This is a genomic window from Actinomycetota bacterium, from assembly GCA_035765775.1.
Taxonomy (GTDB): Bacteria; Actinomycetota; CADDZG01; order JAHWKV01; family JAOPZY01; genus DASTWV01.
In genome coordinates this window covers 43256-60980 of sequence record DASTWV010000028.1, presented here as the reverse complement: position 1 = coordinate 60980, position 17725 = coordinate 43256, and the positions used below count along the sequence as shown (strand labels likewise).

Sequence of the window (17725 nt, the reverse complement as noted above, 5' to 3'; positions counted from 1 at the left end):
GGGGAGTATCTCTTCTTGGGCCCTACCCAATCGCAGAAGTGCGACACATCGAGCGGGGCCAGGCTTAAGAAGCGGGGCGGCCCGGGGATCCTGGCGCCGTCCTCAGCCGCTGGATAAGCGGACTGCTACTGGGGCTCGAGGAGTCAAGCTTTGCGCGAAGGCATGGGTTACTGGGGCGATCGAAGCGATGCCGAGCGAGCTGGTGGTGGTTCCCGTGCCGTCGTCGAAGCCCCCTCCCGGGCGGCGGTCAAAGACCGGGAAACTCTGCGAATACCTCCTGAGTTGGACGTCGGGGACGCGCAGCGCCGGTTTTTAGATCGCCGTACCCACGGGCCGGTGCGGGCGGCGCGTCGGATGGGTCAGATGGATTGGCTGTACCCGAAGTATTCGTGGTCCTCGTTGTAGCCGCCGTACCCGCTGCCGACCTCGCTGAAGTGCTCGACAAACTCGATCCCCTTGATCCACTTCACCTGTTTGAAGCCGAGTTGGATCTCATTGCGCAGCCGCAACGGGGCTCCGTGGCCGTAGGTGAGCGCTTCGCCGTTGAACTCGTAGGCGAGCATCGCCAGGGCGCCGTGCATTTGCTCGATCGGGTGCGCGTCGTAGTAGATGCCGCCGTCGGAGCCATCGGCGATGGAGTAGAACAAGACCCACCTCGCCTCGGGGCGGGGTTTGACCAGGTCCAGGATGGTGCTCATCGAGACGCCGCCCCACTTGGCCACGCCGGACCAGCCCTGGATGCAGTAGTGCTGGGTGATCTGCTCGTGGTGCGGCAGTGCCCGTAGTTGTTCCAGGCTGAGCTCGACCGGATTGTCGACCAGGCCGTTGATCCGCAGCCGGTAGTCGACGAAGTCGCCTGCCATGAGTGCCGTGTACTCATCCGAGTCGGGGAAGGTGCCGTTGTACCAGAAGTAGTCGGAGATGTCGGCCTCGGTGTACTGGTGCGGGCTGAGGTGCACCTTCTCGAAACGGCGCTGGAACGGGCCGGCCACTGCGTCGCCGACACGCTGCACGACGCGCGGGTGGCGCAGGGTGAACGGGCTGGCCGCGAACCAGGCGGCGAGCACGACCGCGATGCCGATCGCAAAGATGCCGACACCGAACCAACTGTGGCTGTCGCGGGCGGCGAACATAGCGTTGAGGTTCAACCGGGCGCCGGTGACGAACACCATCGTCACGTGCACGACGATGAAGAACACGAACCACACCATGACCAGCGCATGGATCGAGCGGGCCAGTTGAATGCTGAACAGCTTGCTGAACCGGTGGAACCGGGTCGACAGGGCCGGTGACATGCCTAGCCCGGTGATCAACGCCAGTGGTGCGGCGATGAACACGGTGATGAAGTAGGCCAGCAGTTGCAAGCCGTTGTAGGCCTGCCAGCCGTGGTTGGCGGGGAAGTTCAGCGACATGTACTGGACCATGACCGACAACGCGTCGGGGAACACCCTCCAGCTGGTCGGCACGAGCCGGTGCCACTGTGGCGTGGCGAAGATGAGGATGTAGAAGATGACACCGTTGACCAGCCAGCCCAGGTCGACGGTGAAGTGCCACCAGCGGGCCAGCCCGATGGTGTGCCGGACCCCGGGCAGGCCGATGTGCTTGGGCAGGTCTACGGAGTCCTGCTTGGCCGTCCACAGCGGATCGTCCGGGGACTTCGGGCGCACCCGCATCCACTCATTGCCGGGGCGGGAGTGCCGGGTCCAGTACAACCGCGGGTGATCGACGAGGATCTGCCACCCGGACCGGATGATGAACATCATGAACAGCAGGTTCACGAAGTGCTGCAGGTTCACCCACCACGGCATGCCGGTGTGTTCGGCTGCCTGCGCGGGTGTCGCCGTACCGGGGAAGCTGGCGATGAAGTGCTGCACCGACGGCATGGTGCGTATCCCCTGTGCCACCGCGATAGGCACGATCGCAGCCACGAAGCCGATCGGGAGCAGCCACAGGATGTTGAACCATCGGTCCCGGCCAATGCGTATCCGGGGCGCGATCGCGTGCTCGGGGGGGATCGCCCCGGCCCAGGTGGACGGTTCGATGCGGTCCTGGCCCCGGGACAGTTCGCTCCGAAAGCTCGCCAGGGGCGGGCTGGACTTGTACTCCGATAGCTGGGTCACGATGCCGCTCCCTCCAGTCGACCCCTTGTCGCGGGCCGTTCGATTCGACAACACGTAGAGTACTCTACACATCGTAGAGCAGATCGATCGCTATGCCTTCTACAAGCTGTAGACTGGCCGTGTCGACGTCGAACCCGAGGAGCGTGCGGAATGACCGGCCGAGGAGAGCTGGAACGGGCGATTCAACGCACGCTGTGGGAACACCCGGACGGCATCACTGCCCGCGATGTGATCACTGCGCTGCCCGGCCGGAACCTGGCGATGACAACCGTACTGACAGTTCTGGACCGGTTGCGGCGCAAACATCTGGTAACCCGGGACGAGGCCGCGCGCCCTCACGTGTACCACCCGGCGGTGAGTCGCGAGGACTACATCGCCGAGGTCATGCTCGATGCGTTGGGGCAGGCGCCGGACCGCGGCGCCGCCCTAAACCGGTTCCTGGGCGGCGTGACCGACACCGACACCGCGCACCTGCGTCGCGTGTTGCGTCGTCCGCGCCCGCCCCAGTGACGTGCTCCTCCCGGTCGAGGCTGTCGGCCTCGCCTGCCTGACGATCCTGCTGGCCGGTCCCGCCTCGGCGGCGCTGGCCGATGCCCAGTGGACGGCTCGGTCCCCACGCGCAGCGTTGTTCTTGTGGCAGGCCGTCGGCCTGGCCGGCGGTCTCGGCGTCCTCACCGCCGGCCTGACCCTTGCCGCGGCCAGCGTCGGCAACCGTTGGTTGCCCGGGCTGATCGACGTCCCGTCGCACTGGTCGCAGCTGGGGGTGTCGGGGTGGCTCGGTGTTGCGGTGACCGTATCTGTCGGCACCTGGCTGGTGGTTAGCACCGCCGCGTCGGCCGCGCGGGTGTTGCGGGCCCGCAGGGAGCACCGGCGGCGCCTCGACGCGATCGGCGACGCGCTTCGGGTCGGACCGCCCGTCGTGGCCCGGGGCGGCTTGCGGGTCCGACTCGTCGACCACCCGCAGGCCGTCGCCTACTGCCTGCCCGGGTTGCGACCGCGAGTCGTCCTCAGCAGCGGGGCGCTTGCTGCGTTGACGACCGGAGAGCTCGACGCCGTGCTCGCGCACGAGCTGGCACACGCCAGAGGGCGTCACGACCTGGTCGTACAGCCCTTCGTCGCCTGGGCGCGAACCTTCCCGTTCCTGCCGACCGCTGCCCGGGCTGTCGCCGCCGTGGGCGCATTGGTCGAGATGCTCGCCGACGACGCCGCACTACAGCGCTGCGGGCCCGAGGACTTGCGTAACGCACTGCGCCGGCTCGCCGGCGAGCAGTCCGCTGTCACCGGGCCTGCGGGTATCGACCTCGGCCGGCAACTGGGCGCCCGCGCCGACCGTCTGGCTGCGACCACTCGCACGCTGGGTTGGCCTGTCACCGCGCTGGTCTACGCCGCGGCGGCCGCGCTCGTTGTGGGTCCTCCGCTGATCTTGCTGTATGGCTAGACCCACTTGGCGTTGAAGACTCTTGACACGGTTATGCCGATCGCTGATGCGCGCCGCCATCGAGCGCTTCGACAGACGGGTCTCGCCGTGACTCCCGTGCCGTAGCGCCGGCCGGGAGACCAGGTACAGCTTGTAGCAAACCAGTAGGGTCGCCTCGATGCGGGTGACGGTGCGGGCGACCCTGTGCGAGTGCATCGAGCCGACAACTCTGGGCGTCGCTCGAGGAGCAGATGCGGCCTGGGTGGCCAGCAGGTCGACCAGGTCCCGGTTTCAGGGGATCGGGATGTCGAAGCCTTTGAGGCCCCGGGTGGGGGCACGGTTCTGGCGGACGCCCGGCAGCCGCGCGACTGCCCGCGACAAGGCGATGACGTGGGGGCGGCGACCGTGAGGCGGAAGCCCTGGCGCTCCGCAAGCCCGAGCAGCCATGCCCTAAGCGAACTCGGCGAGACCGCCGGGCGGCGGGCCGAGGGAGATGGCGAGGCGACCGGTTGTTCCGGTGTAGAGTAGAATATTGAACGAACGAGAGGATCTGGCGTTGACGGACCGCGACGTGGCCGACGACGAGTTGCAACGGGAGGCCCGAGCTCTCGGCGACCCCACCCGACACCGGCTGTTCCGCTACATCGCCGACGCGCCCGGCCTGGTCGACGTGGCCGAGCTCACCGCGTTCGTGCGGCTGAACCACAACGCCGTGCGCCAGCACCTGGCGGTGCTGAAGGACGTGGGCCTGGTGCTGGAAGAGATCGAGGATCGTTCCCGGCCGGGGCGACCTCGGCTGTTGTACCGCCTACACCCCGAGGCAGCTGGCCGGTGGGGCACCCCTGGCCCCTACGCCTGGCTGGCAAGCTTGCTGAGCGACGCAATCCGCCGTGGGCAGGACCCCCGTCAGGTGGGCCGCCAGGACGGGCATCGCCGGGCCGCCGAGTTCGCCGGCAGCGGGGAGCGGGTTGACCTGCTCGAGGCCGAGGTCGCACGCCGGGGGTTTCGCCCGACCCGCATCGAGCGGGGCCGGCGGATCGAGTTCGTCCTCGGGCGCTGCCCGTTCGCCGACGTGGCCGATTCGAGCCCTGACACCGTCTGCCAGCTGCACCTGGGTCTGGCCGAAGGCCTGGCCGAGGGGCTCGGCGGCCTCGAGGTGGAACGGCTGATAGCCAAGGACCCGCACCGGGCAGGTTGCCGCCTCGTCGTACGGCGTGAGAAGGCGGAGGCGGGAGCCCTTGCCTGAGAGTCCGTGAGGACTCGGCTGCGGGGGCCTGCCCCCGGGCCCCTCGCGGCGGTCTGGCCGACCGAGAAGACTTAGTAATGCCGTCGACCGCGCTGACCAGGCGACTACTAGACCTCGGTGTCCCGATCGTGGGGGCACCCGTGGGTGGGGTCGCATCCGGTCTCCTCGCCCGCGCCGTGCCGAGGCGCGCCAAACACGTACAACACCTCGCCAGGCGCCGCTCGGTCCACCCCGAGCCGCCTGCTCAGCAACCGCCAGGCGAAGCCGGTGGCGGTGCCCATTCTGGAGATGGCAGCTCTCCGGTCAGCGATCGGCACAAACTGGCCCGTCGAAGGTCAGATTGGGGTAGGCCGCCGGAGTACCCTCACCTCGGCGCACGCCAAGAGAGGCCGTCAAGGGTTGTGACGGAACAGCGGACAGAACCTGCCGGAGGCGGTGACCCCGCCTGCTGGGCTCACCTTGTCTGCCCGGAGTGTGGCGCAGTAGAAACCGAGGGCCATCGTCCTGATTGTCGTCAAGAGCCGACCGCTGGCACGGGGACCGACGCAGGCGATAGGGCTTGACCGTCGGTCCGGGGCGGTTTCGGTTCAGCTGTTGACCAGCGGCTAGTTGGAGAGCTCGACGCCGGGGTCAACCCGGCCGGCAGGGTCGACGGGTCGTCAACGGTGCAGCAGTGCCTCGATAGCGTCGTCGGTCTCGCGTTCATGGCGGGCCAACCTGGCCGTGACGGAGTCCAGCGCCGATGAAGTCCCGCTCACGGGTTACCCGGCGGGATCCGCCTTGGTCGAAAGCCAGCACCTGGCCGCGGTACCTCATCCCGAGGTCGTACTGGTCGGCGAAGTAGGGGATCCGGTCGTAGGCCGCCAGGTGGCCACGCCTTGGGGCGGCGGCTGGCCCTGGTTGAGCACCGCGGACCAGTTCCAAGCGATGCTGCTTCGGTAGCCGGGATGGAAGGCCTTGGCCCCGCGGCGCAGATCCCGGGGAGCCCCGTCCGGTGGTGCTCGTCGACCGCGATGCCGTTGTCGAGGACGAGGCCGGCCCTGCCCCGAGGTGGCGTACCTAGTCGTGGCGGGCCACCTCGGGGTCGATCCACTCCACACCGACGACAACCACCTGGGTAGAGGGGACTGATCGTTTTCGCGGATGGCGTCGGCGACGCTGCGCAGGTAGTGCACAGCGACCGGTCCGGCCCCCAGCAGCCCTGTTGCCGGCTCGGCGTCATGGGCGGCAGGCCACGCCCGTCGGAGAAGAACTCCGCCCGGGCGTGCTCGTCATCGCGCACAGACCCGGGCGCCGCCGAGGTGAGGGTCCCCGCTGGCCGCGCGCCTCGCGCAGCCACCTGCAGGCGTGCTCGGGCCTCCAAGAGCCACGAGCTGGGGCTCGGCTGGGTCAACCTGGCTGGTCACCGAGGGTCGCTGCCCTGGCGAGCGCCGACCGGCAGCTGGGAAGGCCCTCGCCCGGCTCGGTCAGCCAGTCGTGGTCCGGGAGGAAGCATCCTCCCGGATCGGAGCGCAGCCCCGACAGGAGCCGACCGTTCCTCGGTCTGGAGCCCAGCACCAGTACCTGGCCTCTCTCGCCGCCCGATTCGCGGCTCTGGACCACTGAGATGGCGGAGAGCCATTGCGAACCGGAGGGGCCGGGGCTCGGGCCGATCCGGGCAAAGGAGGAGGAGCATGGAGATGCGAGGCGACTACTGCAGCGTCTACCCCGACGCGATCAGGGCCACGGGTGAGCTCGAGAAGGCGGTGCACGCAAGTTCCCTCGAGGCCGAGTTGCTCGAGCTGGTTTGGCGAGCTCAGGGCCGTCCGATGACGTCAACGGGCAGGTAGCAGCCGAGTTCAGCCCCGGGGAGACCGCCGTGTTCATTCTGGCCGTCGTAGCCAGTCAACGGCTGGAACCGCTTTGCGGTCGGGCTCCGATCAACGGTCGGCAGCTGCCACCGCGGCTGGGCCCCCTGAGACCGGAAGAGGGTCCGGCGATCGGCCCAGCGACTGTCGTGTCCGGGACACAGCCACCTGCGAGCCGTCTGACTCAGATCAGCTCGCCCGAACCGGCTGCCGTCGAGCACCTGACGCTTTCCCGGGGCCCTACGCGGGGTGAGGGCCTGCGGCTGTGCAAGAGCGGCGGTGACTGCCTGTGTCGCTCGGGTTCCATGCCCAGCCGGTGATGGCGGCGGCCGCTCCAGCTTGGGCTCACCCGACGGCTACCAGCACCGAGGGCGGCCCCGAGGATCGCTTAGCGCCGGCCAACAGCCCGGAAGAAGGCAACCTGGGAAATGCCGTCGAGGACCCGGCGCGGCGAAGCTCGATCGCTGCCCGCGGGTGCTCGATGCCAACCTGCTCGACCTCACCTGCCGATCTACCCGCCGCCGGCCACGTGAGCGCAGGAGACCATGTGGTTCTCGTTCTCGATATTTCTGGCCTATACTAGAAATATAGAGGTCCCCAACCCCCAACCGCCAAACCAAGAGGAGCGAAACGCCGTGACGATCACCAAGAACGAAGCCTTCGAGGCGATGCTGGCTCATCACCGCACCCTCGGCGACGAGGTGGCGAGGCGGGTCGGCGCCCTGCGGTCAGCCGTCGCAGGCCAGACCCCCCACGAGCCAGCGGTGGCCGAGCTGGTGGCCTACATCGCCGACGAGGTGCTGCCCCACGCCCTCGCCGAGGAGCACACCCTCTACCAGGCGGCCAGCACCCGAACCGAGCTGGCGGCGACCGTCGCCGAGATGACCGACGAGCACCGGCAGCTGGCAGCGCAGCTCGAAGGCCTGGCCCGCACCTCGGACGCCCCGGTTGCTGCTGGCGCGGCCGAGGAGATCGGCACGCTGTTCGCGGCCCATGTCGCCAAGGAGAACGAGTTGTTGCTGCTGACACTGCAGGCCGACGAGTCGGTCGATCTCGCCCAGTTGCTCGCCCAGATGCAACGCCTCACCGAAGCCGCTCAGCATGGCTCGTGCATCCAAGATGACGCCGCAGCCCTCGATGTCGAGTCGGTGTTGCTCAGGCTGCTTCTCGACGCCGCCGACGGGCTGGGCGAAGCGGGCCATGGGGAAAGGGCGTGCCGGCTTGTGGCCCAGGCGTGGGCGGCGCTGCGGGTGCCGAGGCCGGACCTCGCCATGCGGGTGACTGTGGCGCTGCACCGCCTCGTCCGCTCGGTGACCGCCGAGCCGCTGGCCTTCTCTTCCGGCACCCGCGCCGGGGAACCCGGGGGAGACTCGGCTCTTGACGTGCGGTACATGGCGCCAGCACAGCGCCACGACTCGATCTTCGCTGCCTACGGAACCCTCCACCCCGGCACCGGTTTTGTGCTCGTCAACGACCACGACCCGAAGCCCCTGCACTACCAATTCGAGGCCGAGCACGCCGGGTGCTTCACCTGGGACGTCCTGGAGGCGGGGCCAGCGGTCTGGCGGGTGCGCATCGGGCGACCGGCGGAGGGCGCGCGGTGACCAGCGCCAGGAGCGGCGCCATCGCCGGCCCGGCCGGCACTGCCCGCAGCGAGGTCGCCGAGTTGGCGGGTGCGAGGAGCCTACGGCCTTTCCAACCGACAGCTGGCACCGACTTCGGCCCCGGGAGTTGAGCGGGCACCGTGCAGCAACAAGCGGCACAGCAGAACTGAGGAGCGAAAGGAGCAGAGATGCCAGCGAGGACCGCGAAGGCTGCCTGGGAGGGATCGCTGCAGAGCGGTCACGGGACGATCTCGATCGAAAGCGGCCGGCTCGACGCCCCGTACTCGTTTGGCTCACGTTTCGAGACCGAGGCGGGCACGAACCCCGAGGAGTTGCTCGGTGCGGCGGCGGCGGGGTGCTTCACCATGGCGTTGTCGCTCGGGCTCACCAATCTCGGGTACCCCCCGGCCCGTATTGACACCACGGCCAGCGTCCTCATCGAGAAGGTGGCCGAGGGCTTCTCGATCCCCTCGATCGAGCTCCACACCGAGGCCGCCGTGGCCGGTATCGCCGAGGACACCTTCTTGGCGGAAGCCGAGAAGGCCAGGGCTGGCTGTCCGGTGTCGAAGGCCCTCGCCGCCACCAAGATCCACCTGGAGGCTCGCCTTGTCCACTGACCAGCTACCCGAGGAGACGTCGATCCCGGGAGCATTCGAGGTGGGGGGAAGGTCCAGCCTCTCGGGCGTCTCCATCGGCGAGTCGCGCCACGCACCACGGGCGCCCGGCAGCGCCGGAACCGTCGTCTGGATGGTGGACGGCACGGTACCATCGGTGGGCGTGGCGCCCCAGAGCCTGGACTGGTTGCGTACCGAAGCCGCGAAGTTCAACACCGAGCCGTACCTGATGACGGTAACTGAGCAGCACCGCCCCCACTGCGCCGTGGTCGCCGTGGATTGGGACCCTGCGGAGGGGCGGCTGATCGTGCCGGCACCGGGCAGCTGGACAGGCTCGGTCGCCAGCGGGCACCGGCAGGTGACGGTACTGTGGCCCCCCGCCGAGCCAGGCGGCTACAGCCTCATCGTCGATGGGCTCGCCAGCACCTCGAGCGGGGCCGGCGACCTGATCGGAGTCGCTCCCACGAGAGTGGTCCTCCATCGCCGGGGTGCGCCGGTTTTGCCGGCGAGCGCCTGCGGCTCGGACTGCGTGCCGCTCCTCTGATCTGATTGATCTGAGCCGGCCGGGCCCACTGGGCAGCTGCATCGGGGTTCGGGCCCGGCGACGGTCCGGCTACGCGCCCGGCTGACGCTCCGGAGCGGCACGGCCGGCTGCCCCCCTGTCCCTCGGCACCTTGCTCGGCACCGAAGGGCGGCTGGCTCGACCGGGAAGTTCAATCTCGATGCCCCGGCCCGGCATGGTCAGGATCGGTCACGTCGCCGCCTGCCCTCCCCGCCGGAGAGCGCGGCGCTGGCCTGCACCGCTCGGCTGGCGAGGCACCGGCCGGGCACCACCGACAGGTTGGCGGCCACAACGGCCCCGGTCACCCCGAGGAGGGCGCCGCCGGCCAAAGTCGCCGCCGGCGCCGACGCCCCGAGGCCCGCACACAGTGCCGCGATCCCGGCGGTGACCGTCCCGTAGGAAACGGCGGCCCAGGTGTGGTTGTAAAGGTCGGCAAACATGAGTTGCCGGCCCGACGGCCCGCTGACCACCCCGCGGGCCCGAAGCGCGGTCCACGCGATGAACGGCACGACCTTGTGGGCGTGGCCCACCAAGGCCTCGAGCAGCCAGCCGCCCACCGCGGCCATGGCTGCCGCCACCAACGCCACTCCCTGGCCGCTGTGATGCGGGAACACCAAGACGGCGGCCAGGGCGAGGCCGGTGCCGACAAAGAGCCAGACCGCCGAGGTCACCACGAACACGAGGTGCAGGTCGGCCTTCCGGCGGCGATGCCGGATATGGCTCCCCAGCGAGGTGAGGTGGGCGCCGAGGCCGGCGGCAAGGATCGTCGCCCCGGCCCACGCCACGCTGGCCATCTCGAAGGCCAGCCCTCCAGCTAGGGCTGCTGCCCCAACCGGGACGGCCCACACCGCGACGGTCCCGGCGCGGCGTCGGGCAGGGAGGTGCGCCAACATGAACATCGGCCACAGCTTCTCGGCGACGCCGACGTAGGTGACCCCGAGCCAGCCGAACAGGCCGATCACGCCCATCGCCAGGTCGACATGGCCGGAGAGCGTGAACCAGTTCCCCTGGCGGTCACCGACGAAGGCGACGCCGAGAAAGCTAGTCAGCACCGCACCACCGGCAGCGAAGCGCAGCGCGGTCACCGGCGCCCCCCTCCCCCGCACCGACAGGGGCGCGCTGAGGTTGACGGCGAGCAGCACGACGGCCACACCCGCCAGAGCGCCACCGGCCGAGGTCACGCCGACCTGTTCGGTGGCGACCCCGAGCGGCAGCATCCACGACGCCGCCAGCCAGGCCATGAACGTTGCTCGGGCAAGTCGCAACGAGCGAAGCGGTTTGCCGGTGATGACCGGGGTGAACTGGTGGGTGGCGCCGAGGATCCCCGTCGCCAAGGCGGCCAGCACCCCGAAGTGCACCGCGGCGACGACCGGGTCGGCGGTGGGCTGTATGGCGGCCACGCCCCGCGCCCAGATCCAGGCGCCGCCGCAGGCCATCAGCCCGGCTGCTGCCGCGGCCAAAAAGGCCAACGGCACCGACGGCGGCGGCACCCCGGCGGGCACTCCCGCCGGACGCCTCCTCCAGGAGCCAGCCGGCCCGGCCGGCGTGCGCTCAGTGCCAGTCGTCATCGAGCCACTCGTTCGTGGGGGGGGCCGTTGAGCAACGACGCCATGGCCTTGGCCGCCTCGGCGACGGTCATGGACGAATCCGGGGCGACCGGGTCTATCTCCACGGCTCGCTCGGCGAACTCCTCGCCCACCGGGCGCCGAGCCGGGCGGCCCGCTGCCCGCCTTGGCCAGCAGCACCGGTCTGGCGACGAGGTTTCTCCGACTGAACCGGCCCAAAGGCCAGGTAGCTCGAGAGGCTGGCCGGCTCGGAACCCAACCGGCAGGAGGAGAACAGCCCACCGGGGACCTCCCGGACGGGGTCGATCATGGACGGGTCCGGGTCCCACCGACGAGCCCATCGAGTAGGCCCGCTGGACCGGGCCGCCCGCCCACCCACCGGAGAGCCGACGTTGGAGTGCTGGCCGGGCACGAGCCCACCCGGCTCCCCGGGACTGAAGTGCAAGTTGACTGCGTCAGCCTCATCGATCACGCCGGCTACCGTCGCGTGCTGACCGCGCGGTGCGGCCTTCCCCGTGGCTCTAACCCGTGCTAGCCGGCCTTGTGCTGACTCGCCCAAGCTGCTCACCCGGCCAGTGTATCTCTAGCGGATAGCAGATTTTCACGCCAGTCAGTGTGCTCTCCGACGGGCCGGCCCGGCAGATCGCCATCGACCCCTCGTAGTCCACCAGACCGCTCCGAGCTCGGACGCCCGGTCCGGGTGGGCCCGGCCAGGCGCGCTCACAGAGCCAAGCGCAGAGCAGGGCAAGGGTTGCCCCAGGCACAAGTGAGTCAAGCAGGGACCTGGGCTGCGTCATGCCTTCTCCGGGCTGGTCGCCGCCCGCTGCGCGGCGCACGCCGACGGGTCGAAGAAGCGTTGGGCCGTCGGAGTCGCACTGGCCGCATCTACCACCGCTTGGGGCGGGCCCGGCTCCACGTCCAGGTCACCGAGAGCGAGGGTGTCCAACTCGGAGCGCGGAAGCGGGTCATCACCCGAGACCGTTCGCATGCTAACTTCTAGCTTGGACTAGAATAACATCGCTTCTTCGGAACACTCCGGTACCCGAGAAAGGAGAAGGTGATGGCCACCGTCGACGCCCGTCCGATCATTGCATCGGGCGGCGAGCCGTTCGATACGATCATGACCGCAGCCGGCACCCTAGCTCCCGGCGAGGAACTGGTGGTGCTGGCGCCGTTCGAGCCGGTACCCCTCGAAGGGGTCCTCTCCTCCCAGGGCTTCGCCTACGAGGCGGAAGACCTCGGTGGAGGCGACTGGCGGGTCAGCTTCCGGCGGACGCCGTGAGCACAGCCCGGCCCGAAAAGCGAGGCACCGGCGTCGCCCTCGGGTTGGAGTGGCTGAAGCTGTCGGCGTCGGATGTGCTCGACACCGCGTGGGACGCGCTGCGGGGCGTCTATGACCCGGAGCTGTACCTCGACGTGGTGTCGCTCGGGCTGGTCTACGACGTGCGCGACGAGAACGGCGCGGTGCTCGTGCAGATGACGATGACCACGCCAGGTTGCCCGGCGTCGGAAGTGCTGCCCGAGATGGCACGTGCGGCCATCGCCGACGCCGTCGAGGGACGCGTGACGGTCGAGGTGCGTGTCGTGTGGGACCCGCCCTGGAGCCCGGCCATGATCGACGAGGACCGGGCGCGCTCCCTCGGCTTCAGGGCACTGTGATCCCGGCACGGCCAAATCGGGCGTCAATTCGTCCGTGCCGGCGAGGACCAGGCCGGCCTCCCTGTGAGCAGGGTTTCGCCTTGGTTCGGTGAAATTCCAGGGATTGGGGCGGCTGCACGTTACTGGCTATTGTTTGGCCATAGTAGTAAGCGTGTTCTTTGCCCTGAGGAGTATCATACTCCCTCTTGGCGGCTGCAAGGAAGCTTGAGCGTGGCACGAGCAAGTTGCCGAGCCTAATGGATGAGTCGGGCGACGCAAAGGCGCGCAGCGTCTCGGAACCGGGATAGCGATGGCCGCACGATGACACGGGCTCCCGGGCACGACGCTCCACGGGTGATTACCGGAGCCCTCGTCCTCGGGGCGAGCTAGCCCAGCGGGTCCGGTTCGGGGTGCACTTGGGGCCGCAGCACCGTTCGCAACGGAATCCGGTGGATGCCAGGCGTCCACAACTTCCACCGCGAAGAGGGCTCTTGCGGAGCTGGGCTCTGAACGGGGCGACAGCCAACACTAGTGAGGCCGGGCGAGCAGGATCCCGACCGGAACGCTCAGAGCAAGAGCCATCATCAGGGCTCTGTAGCCGACCTGCACTCGGCGCCACTCCGGGTTGCCGTGCCTGGTGGCAGAGGCGAATGTTGCGAGCGCAGCCAGGAGCAGGATGCTACCCGGCGATGATCGCTGCCTCGACCTCAAGGAGCCCGCCCACGAGGACCAGAGCATTGCCGAGATTCCAGCAACCAAGCTCAGCCCAGCGCCGCGTCGCACCGATGCCCGGGTGGGCGAGATACTCCTGGCCGAGCCCGAGGAGGACCTGGGCGACACCTGCCACAAGGACCAGATACCCGGCAGCCCAGGAGCGCAGCATGGACGGCGCCATGCTGCTCGCGGCGGAGAGCATCCCCCAGCTATGACCGCCCCGGTTCCAAGGGCCAGGAACGGCCACGCAGCCAGGCCGGTCGGCCGCACCCCGAGGGCGTTCTCGGGGTGACTGGGCGAGGGCCAGGTTTCTCGCCCAGGGGTATCTGCACCGCGGCTTCGACTCCGGCCATCGAAACGCATTCGTTGCCCTTTCACCCCTGCACGATGGACTTCGCCTACTCGGCGACAGTTGCTCTCGCTCTGGGAGGATTGGTTCCGGCAATCTCCCGCCCCGACAGGTCCGGACAAGGTCAGTCGAAGAGGGGCCAGGGGCACTGCAGCGCCGGCGCGCCGGGGTTCAGGGTTCAGGAACCGACGATCCGGGCCACCACCACCACAATGGCGAGCGTGAACGCTGCGATCAGGCCGCGCAGCCCAGCGGCGACCCTTCCCCCACGGTGAACCTGGCCGGCAAGGACCTCGTCGGTCGCATTGCCCAGGAAGCGACGTCGTAGCCGGGTCATGGCCCGGGCTTGGCGGACCCCGACCGCAGTCAGGGCGACCAAGGCGCCGGTGAGGATGACCGCAGCGACCTCAAGGCCGCTCCACGATGACGGGGGCCAGGCCAGGGCGAGCCCGACAGCAATGGCGAGGGCCAGCGCGCCGTTGCCGACGATGCCATAGCGCCGGCCCAGAGAGCGGAACAAAGCCACCCGGGCATCGGGGGTCAGCGACTCCCGAGCCGCCGCGGCGACGAGGGGAAGGCACACCAGGGAACCTACCCACACCGAGGAGGCAAGCAACTCAACGCCGATCAGCATGGTGTTGTGCGCCATTCTCCCACTCCCCTCCGGCCGACTCGTGGCCCGGGTGGCCTAGAGCCAGGACCATAAATCACGCCAGCCAATCTGGGCACCCACGGAGGTTGCCGGCTACGGGCACGAACCCAATCCGCCTCGGTCCCACCTTGCTCAGCGCCCTTCATCCCACGCCCTATTATTCTACTGGTGACTATATATTATCGGACGTGAGGGCGACGGCCCTCACGCGTCGGCGATACGCCCGCGCTCCAGAATCACGGCGCGGTCGAAGGAGTCAAGCCAACGAGACGGTGGGTGATCCATACCAGGGTCTCGCCCTCCGCCGCATGGAGCACCGCCCGGACGCAGTTGATCCTCGCCGTCGAGGTCGGGTCGAGGTTGGGCGGTGGGCTCATCGAGCACGAGGATGGATCGGTCGGCTGGCAGGGCTCCGGCAACGCCGACACGTTGGACCTCTTGGTGGTAGCGCCAGGTGTTCTCGACAGCCTTGCCCATCGGACACCACCGCCGGGTGGGACCGGAGGCGGTGTGGGCAACCCGGAAGACCTTGAACTCCTTCGGGTTGATCGTGGTCTCGATGCGCAGCACCGAGTCCTTGTCGTAAACCGTGATCGAGTTGCACTTCAGCGTTGTGCTTGACCCGCCAGCCTGGTGCCGGCGGCGCTTGGAGGTGCTCGCCTCGCCCTCGAATCCGCCATGGAGCTTTCTGCCCAGGAACCGGAGACGGCCTCGGCAGAGAACGCCGTGACGGCGGGGGGGTAGAGGTCGGGCAGGATCGCCTCAAGGCCGGCCCGGGAGCCGAACCGGACCCTCAAGAAGCTGTTTCCCAACGATGCGGCTGCCGTCACGTCCGATGCGCCGGCACCACTACCTGTACGGTCGCAACCGATACCTTTCCAATTCGGAGGTGCTGGCAGAGCTGGCGGAGCTTCATCGCCAGCTCGCCGCTGACCAGGCCCGGGAGCTCGGGCTGATGGACCCTGACGGGCCGGGGTCGTTCACCCACCCATCGCTCACCCGGATGCTGCACGCCGACGGCAAGGTGGTCACGCTTTTGTTCAAGGGCCGGGTGGGCGAGACCTGGGTCAACAAGAAGACCGGCGAGATCAAGCAGGTGCGCTACGAGCCTGATGCTGAGCTGCACTTCGAGGGCCCGGGGAGACCGCCTACGGCACCAAGTTCGTCATCGTGGCCGCCCGCTCTGAGCAGGTCCGGGGCCGGATCATCCTGGACACCGACTGGGTGCCGGAAGCCGGGGGCGAGGCCAAGGTGGCCATGGGCTGTTTCGCCCGGCTGCGACCGTTGGTGCCGGAGCCCAAGGCGTCGTCTACGACACGGCGCTCCGCGGTGTTCATCGCCAGACGCTGCTACGTGAGCACGGCTGGCTGCCGGTCAACCGGGTGACCGCTGCGGTTAAGGGGTCAAGCAAGCCGCGGCGGGCCGAGGGCCGGCGGGTGGAGAAGTCGGTGCACGTCGAGGACCGGACCGTCACGCTGTCGGACGGCGCCGTGCGGACGGTGCACCTCTACGCCCTGGGCGGCGCCATCGGGCTCGGGGAGCTGAACGACAAAGGCGAGCTCGAGTTCGTTGGCCTGCGGCGGATCCGGACCTCGCGCAGGGAGGACGCCAACGGGCTGTTCCGTTGGTACAACGACTACGAACGCCGGAGGCTTACGGCCGCAGGACCGTCACCGTCCGGCTGTGTAACAACGACGAGGACAAGGCCCGCAAGCTCAACCGGACCGAGAACGTCCGGCCGATCCCGCCGTGGGATCCAGACTTCAAGCAGATCTACGCGCGGCGGAGCGATTCGGAGTCCATCAACCGCGGCTTGGAAGACACGCTGTACCTGGGCCGGGCGCACAGCATCGGGTACGGCCGCCAGAACGTGAATCTGCTGGGCTATGCCCTCATGCTCAACTGGTTCGCGCTCCACGAGCACCGGCAACGATGGAAGCTCGGCGCCGCGGCGTAGACGGCGCATCAGCCGGGATACGCAATGACTTAAGCGTGCCCGGTTCCGTTCGGAAGGCCGGAGGGAAGCGGGGACCAGCCGAGCAGGGCCAGCGACCCCCAACCGCTAAAATCGCACCTGGAGGAGGCTTAGCGGCTTACCCGAGGAGGTTTTCTCCCACCTTTTCTATATGCCCCGCCCTCGTAGCTCAGTGGATAGAGCACAGGTTTCCTAAACCTGGTGTCGTAGGTTCGATTCCTACCGGGGGCACAAACTCTCAGAGATGGACGACCGAACTCGATGGGTGCCTACCTACCTGGAGCTGATTTCCCACGATGACATCCGCGTAGTGAATCATCGTCTCGGGGTGCTCGGCATAGATATCCCAGGTCTCGGTCACGCTCTTCAGCAGCCGGTTATTGTACATGAACCCACTCGAACGAAGGTCGAAATAGTGCCAGAATTTGGCATCTCGGTCCTGCGTCATTTTGGCCAAGGAAAGGTACCGGCCCAGCCATTGGTTCTGGTCCGTGCCCAATGGGCGCCTCTCCTGAGGGAGTTGGTGCAGGATCCGCGTCGCGACGTCTGACAGGGCGGCTTCCCACGTGCGGTATCCGGAAACCCCGCCGAACCCATCCAAGGGCATACTCGCTATCACGGCGCGAACCGCTTGCTCCGCTGCGGCTAGGGTGAGGCGGTATGCCTCACGGATATCGCTCAGGTGCTCGTGCTCCGCTGCCTTCGACTGCAAGGCAATGGCCCTCGACACGTTGACATACAGGTACTCCCAGTTGACCGCATCGGCTTCCGTGGCAGGGTTTATCTTGCGATTCTTTGCCTCCAGCTCTGAGGGGTGCATTCGGTGTTCTTGGCCCCGATACAATTCCCTGATGGCGCTCTCCGGCTTCCACCGATAGTGGGTGTAGTAAGTTCCTGGGGCCGTGTAAATCGAATCCACGGTCCCCTCGTCGGCTTTCTGCGTGAGCCGGAGCTTGGCCCGAAATCGTTGGCCCTTATGGGTCTTGAAGGGAACGGGGTCCACCTGGTACTGCGGAGCAACGGCACCCGCGGGCTGCGTAGTCGTCCCCATGTCCACTGTGGGAGAAGTAATAGCCTTTCCGTCCATGACGTTGTTATCCGTCAGCGAGACTTGCCGGGCGGTGGTGGCGATTGCTCTCTGGACCGTCCTACCTTGGCCGGGTTGAACGGCGGGCCGGGAGCCGCCCATCCCGAGAGCATTCAGAACGGACGAGTTGCCGGCCGAGCGCTGCAGATGAAGCAGCGTCGGAAGATCCCAGATCCCGGAGATCCGCTGTGCCGCCAGCGATGGTTTCCAATACGGGTCCGGAGGGAGCGGAACGGGCCCCCAAGGGTTGGTCCCGCCTTCGACACGCCGCTGGTACACGCTATCCTCCGCCTTAGGTCCTAGCGCTGCGCTCCTCGCAAGGTAGCGTTTCACCC

General features: G+C 68.2%; 17 protein-coding genes and 1 tRNA gene. 11 read left to right on the top strand and 7 right to left on the bottom strand.

Features of this window, described 5'->3' with window-relative positions:
* Nucleotides 1-359: 359 nt before the first annotated feature.
* On the bottom strand, nucleotides 360-2042 hold the full coding sequence (locus VFW71_06170) for a molybdopterin-dependent oxidoreductase (GenBank protein ID HEU5002350.1): 1683 nt from the start codon (nucleotides 2040-2042) through the stop codon (nucleotides 360-362).
* A 228-nt stretch (nucleotides 2043-2270) separates the two neighbouring features.
* On the opposite strand from VFW71_06170, the gene VFW71_06165 reads away from it, so the two are divergent.
* From VFW71_06165 to VFW71_06140, 6 genes are all read left to right on the top strand, one after another.
* A complete protein-coding gene (locus VFW71_06165; GenBank protein ID HEU5002349.1) occupies nucleotides 2271-2630 on the top strand; it encodes a BlaI/MecI/CopY family transcriptional regulator in 360 nt (119 codons plus the stop codon).
* A gap of 1 nt (nucleotide 2631) precedes the next feature.
* On the top strand, nucleotides 2632-3558 hold the full coding sequence (locus VFW71_06160) for a M56 family metallopeptidase (GenBank protein HEU5002348.1): 927 nt from the start codon (nucleotides 2632-2634) through the stop codon (nucleotides 3556-3558).
* A gap of 535 nt (nucleotides 3559-4093) precedes the next feature.
* On the top strand, nucleotides 4094-4783 hold the full coding sequence (locus VFW71_06155) for a hypothetical protein (protein HEU5002347.1): 690 nt from the start codon (nucleotides 4094-4096) through the stop codon (nucleotides 4781-4783).
* Between the two features lie 2482 nt (nucleotides 4784-7265).
* Entirely contained in the window at nucleotides 7266-8234 is a 969-nt protein-coding gene (locus VFW71_06150; GenBank protein HEU5002346.1) for a DUF2249 domain-containing protein, read from the top strand.
* A 188-nt stretch (nucleotides 8235-8422) separates the two neighbouring features.
* A complete protein-coding gene (locus VFW71_06145) occupies nucleotides 8423-8851 on the top strand; it encodes an OsmC family protein (protein HEU5002345.1) in 429 nt (142 codons plus the stop codon).
* Nucleotides 8841-9392, top strand: a complete 552-nt coding sequence (locus tag VFW71_06140) for a hypothetical protein (protein HEU5002344.1) — start codon at nucleotides 8841-8843, stop codon at nucleotides 9390-9392. The genes VFW71_06145 and VFW71_06140 overlap by 11 nt, the downstream gene beginning before the upstream one ends.
* Nucleotides 9393-9589: 197 nt before the next feature.
* Here VFW71_06140 and VFW71_06135 read toward each other — a convergent pair whose 3' ends face one another.
* Both VFW71_06135 and VFW71_06130 read right to left on the bottom strand, forming a co-directional pair.
* Entirely contained in the window at nucleotides 9590-10978 is a 1389-nt protein-coding gene (locus tag VFW71_06135) for a hypothetical protein (protein HEU5002343.1), read from the bottom strand.
* Between the two features lie 790 nt (nucleotides 10979-11768).
* Nucleotides 11769-11963 carry a hypothetical protein gene (locus tag VFW71_06130; protein ID HEU5002342.1) on the bottom strand — a complete coding sequence of 65 codons (195 nt, stop codon included), beginning with the start codon at nucleotides 11961-11963 and terminating at the stop codon, nucleotides 11769-11771.
* A gap of 72 nt (nucleotides 11964-12035) precedes the next feature.
* Here VFW71_06130 and VFW71_06125 point away from each other — a divergent pair, with 72 nt between their 5' ends.
* Both VFW71_06125 and VFW71_06120 read left to right on the top strand, forming a co-directional pair.
* The gene (locus VFW71_06125) at nucleotides 12036-12257 is read left to right on the top strand and encodes a DUF2249 domain-containing protein (protein HEU5002341.1); all 222 of its coding nucleotides are present in this window, start codon (nucleotides 12036-12038) and stop codon (nucleotides 12255-12257) included.
* Nucleotides 12254-12634, top strand: a complete 381-nt coding sequence (locus VFW71_06120) for an iron-sulfur cluster assembly protein (protein HEU5002340.1) — start codon at nucleotides 12254-12256, stop codon at nucleotides 12632-12634. The genes VFW71_06125 and VFW71_06120 overlap by 4 nt, the downstream gene beginning before the upstream one ends.
* Before the next feature lie 658 nt (nucleotides 12635-13292).
* On the opposite strand, the gene VFW71_06115 is transcribed toward VFW71_06120, so the two are convergent.
* The 3 genes from VFW71_06115 to VFW71_06105 form a co-directional block, all read right to left on the bottom strand.
* Nucleotides 13293-13496, bottom strand: coding sequence for a hypothetical protein (locus VFW71_06115; GenBank protein HEU5002339.1), 204 nt, complete (start codon nucleotides 13494-13496; stop codon nucleotides 13293-13295).
* Between the two features lie 358 nt (nucleotides 13497-13854).
* Complete coding sequence (locus VFW71_06110) at nucleotides 13855-14325, bottom strand: hypothetical protein (GenBank protein ID HEU5002338.1); 471 nt, start codon at nucleotides 14323-14325, stop codon at nucleotides 13855-13857.
* A 207-nt stretch (nucleotides 14326-14532) separates the two neighbouring features.
* Complete coding sequence (locus tag VFW71_06105) at nucleotides 14533-14898, bottom strand: hypothetical protein (GenBank protein HEU5002337.1); 366 nt, start codon at nucleotides 14896-14898, stop codon at nucleotides 14533-14535.
* Nucleotides 14899-15498: 600 nt separating this feature from the next.
* Between VFW71_06105 and VFW71_06100 the strand changes: the two genes are divergently transcribed.
* From VFW71_06100 to VFW71_06090, 3 genes are all read left to right on the top strand, one after another.
* Nucleotides 15499-15714: a hypothetical protein gene (locus VFW71_06100; GenBank protein HEU5002336.1), complete on the top strand. Its 216-nt coding sequence runs from the start codon at nucleotides 15499-15501 to the stop codon at nucleotides 15712-15714.
* Between the two features lie 238 nt (nucleotides 15715-15952).
* Entirely contained in the window at nucleotides 15953-16285 is a 333-nt protein-coding gene (locus VFW71_06095; protein ID HEU5002335.1) for a hypothetical protein, read from the top strand.
* A gap of 176 nt (nucleotides 16286-16461) precedes the next feature.
* Nucleotides 16462-16534: transfer RNA gene (locus VFW71_06090), tRNA-Arg, on the top strand.
* Between the two features lie 7 nt (nucleotides 16535-16541).
* Here the strand turns inward: VFW71_06090 and VFW71_06085 are convergent.
* A complete protein-coding gene (locus VFW71_06085) occupies nucleotides 16542-17669 on the bottom strand; it encodes a hypothetical protein (protein ID HEU5002334.1) in 1128 nt (375 codons plus the stop codon).
* Nucleotides 17670-17725: the final 56 nt, after the last annotated feature.

Bases quoted from the DNA above. Each gene is read 5' to 3' on its own strand.
- VFW71_06145 (HEU5002345.1), top strand. From the start codon at position 8,423: ATGCCAGCGAGGACCGCGAAGGCTGCCTGGGAGGGATCGCTGCAGAGC.
- VFW71_06165 (HEU5002349.1), top strand. From the start codon at position 2,271: ATGACCGGCCGAGGAGAGCTGGAACGGGCGATTCAACGCACGCTGTGG.
- VFW71_06130 (HEU5002342.1), bottom strand. From the start codon at position 11,963: ATGCGAACGGTCTCGGGTGATGACCCGCTTCCGCGCTCCGAGTTGGAC.
- VFW71_06110 (HEU5002338.1), bottom strand. From the start codon at position 14,325: ATGGCGCACAACACCATGCTGATCGGCGTTGAGTTGCTTGCCTCCTCG.
- VFW71_06125 (HEU5002341.1), top strand. From the start codon at position 12,036: ATGGCCACCGTCGACGCCCGTCCGATCATTGCATCGGGCGGCGAGCCG.
- VFW71_06115 (HEU5002339.1), bottom strand. From the start codon at position 13,496: ATGCTGCGCTCCTGGGCTGCCGGGTATCTGGTCCTTGTGGCAGGTGTC.
- VFW71_06135 (HEU5002343.1), bottom strand. From the start codon at position 10,978: ATGACGACTGGCACTGAGCGCACGCCGGCCGGGCCGGCTGGCTCCTGG.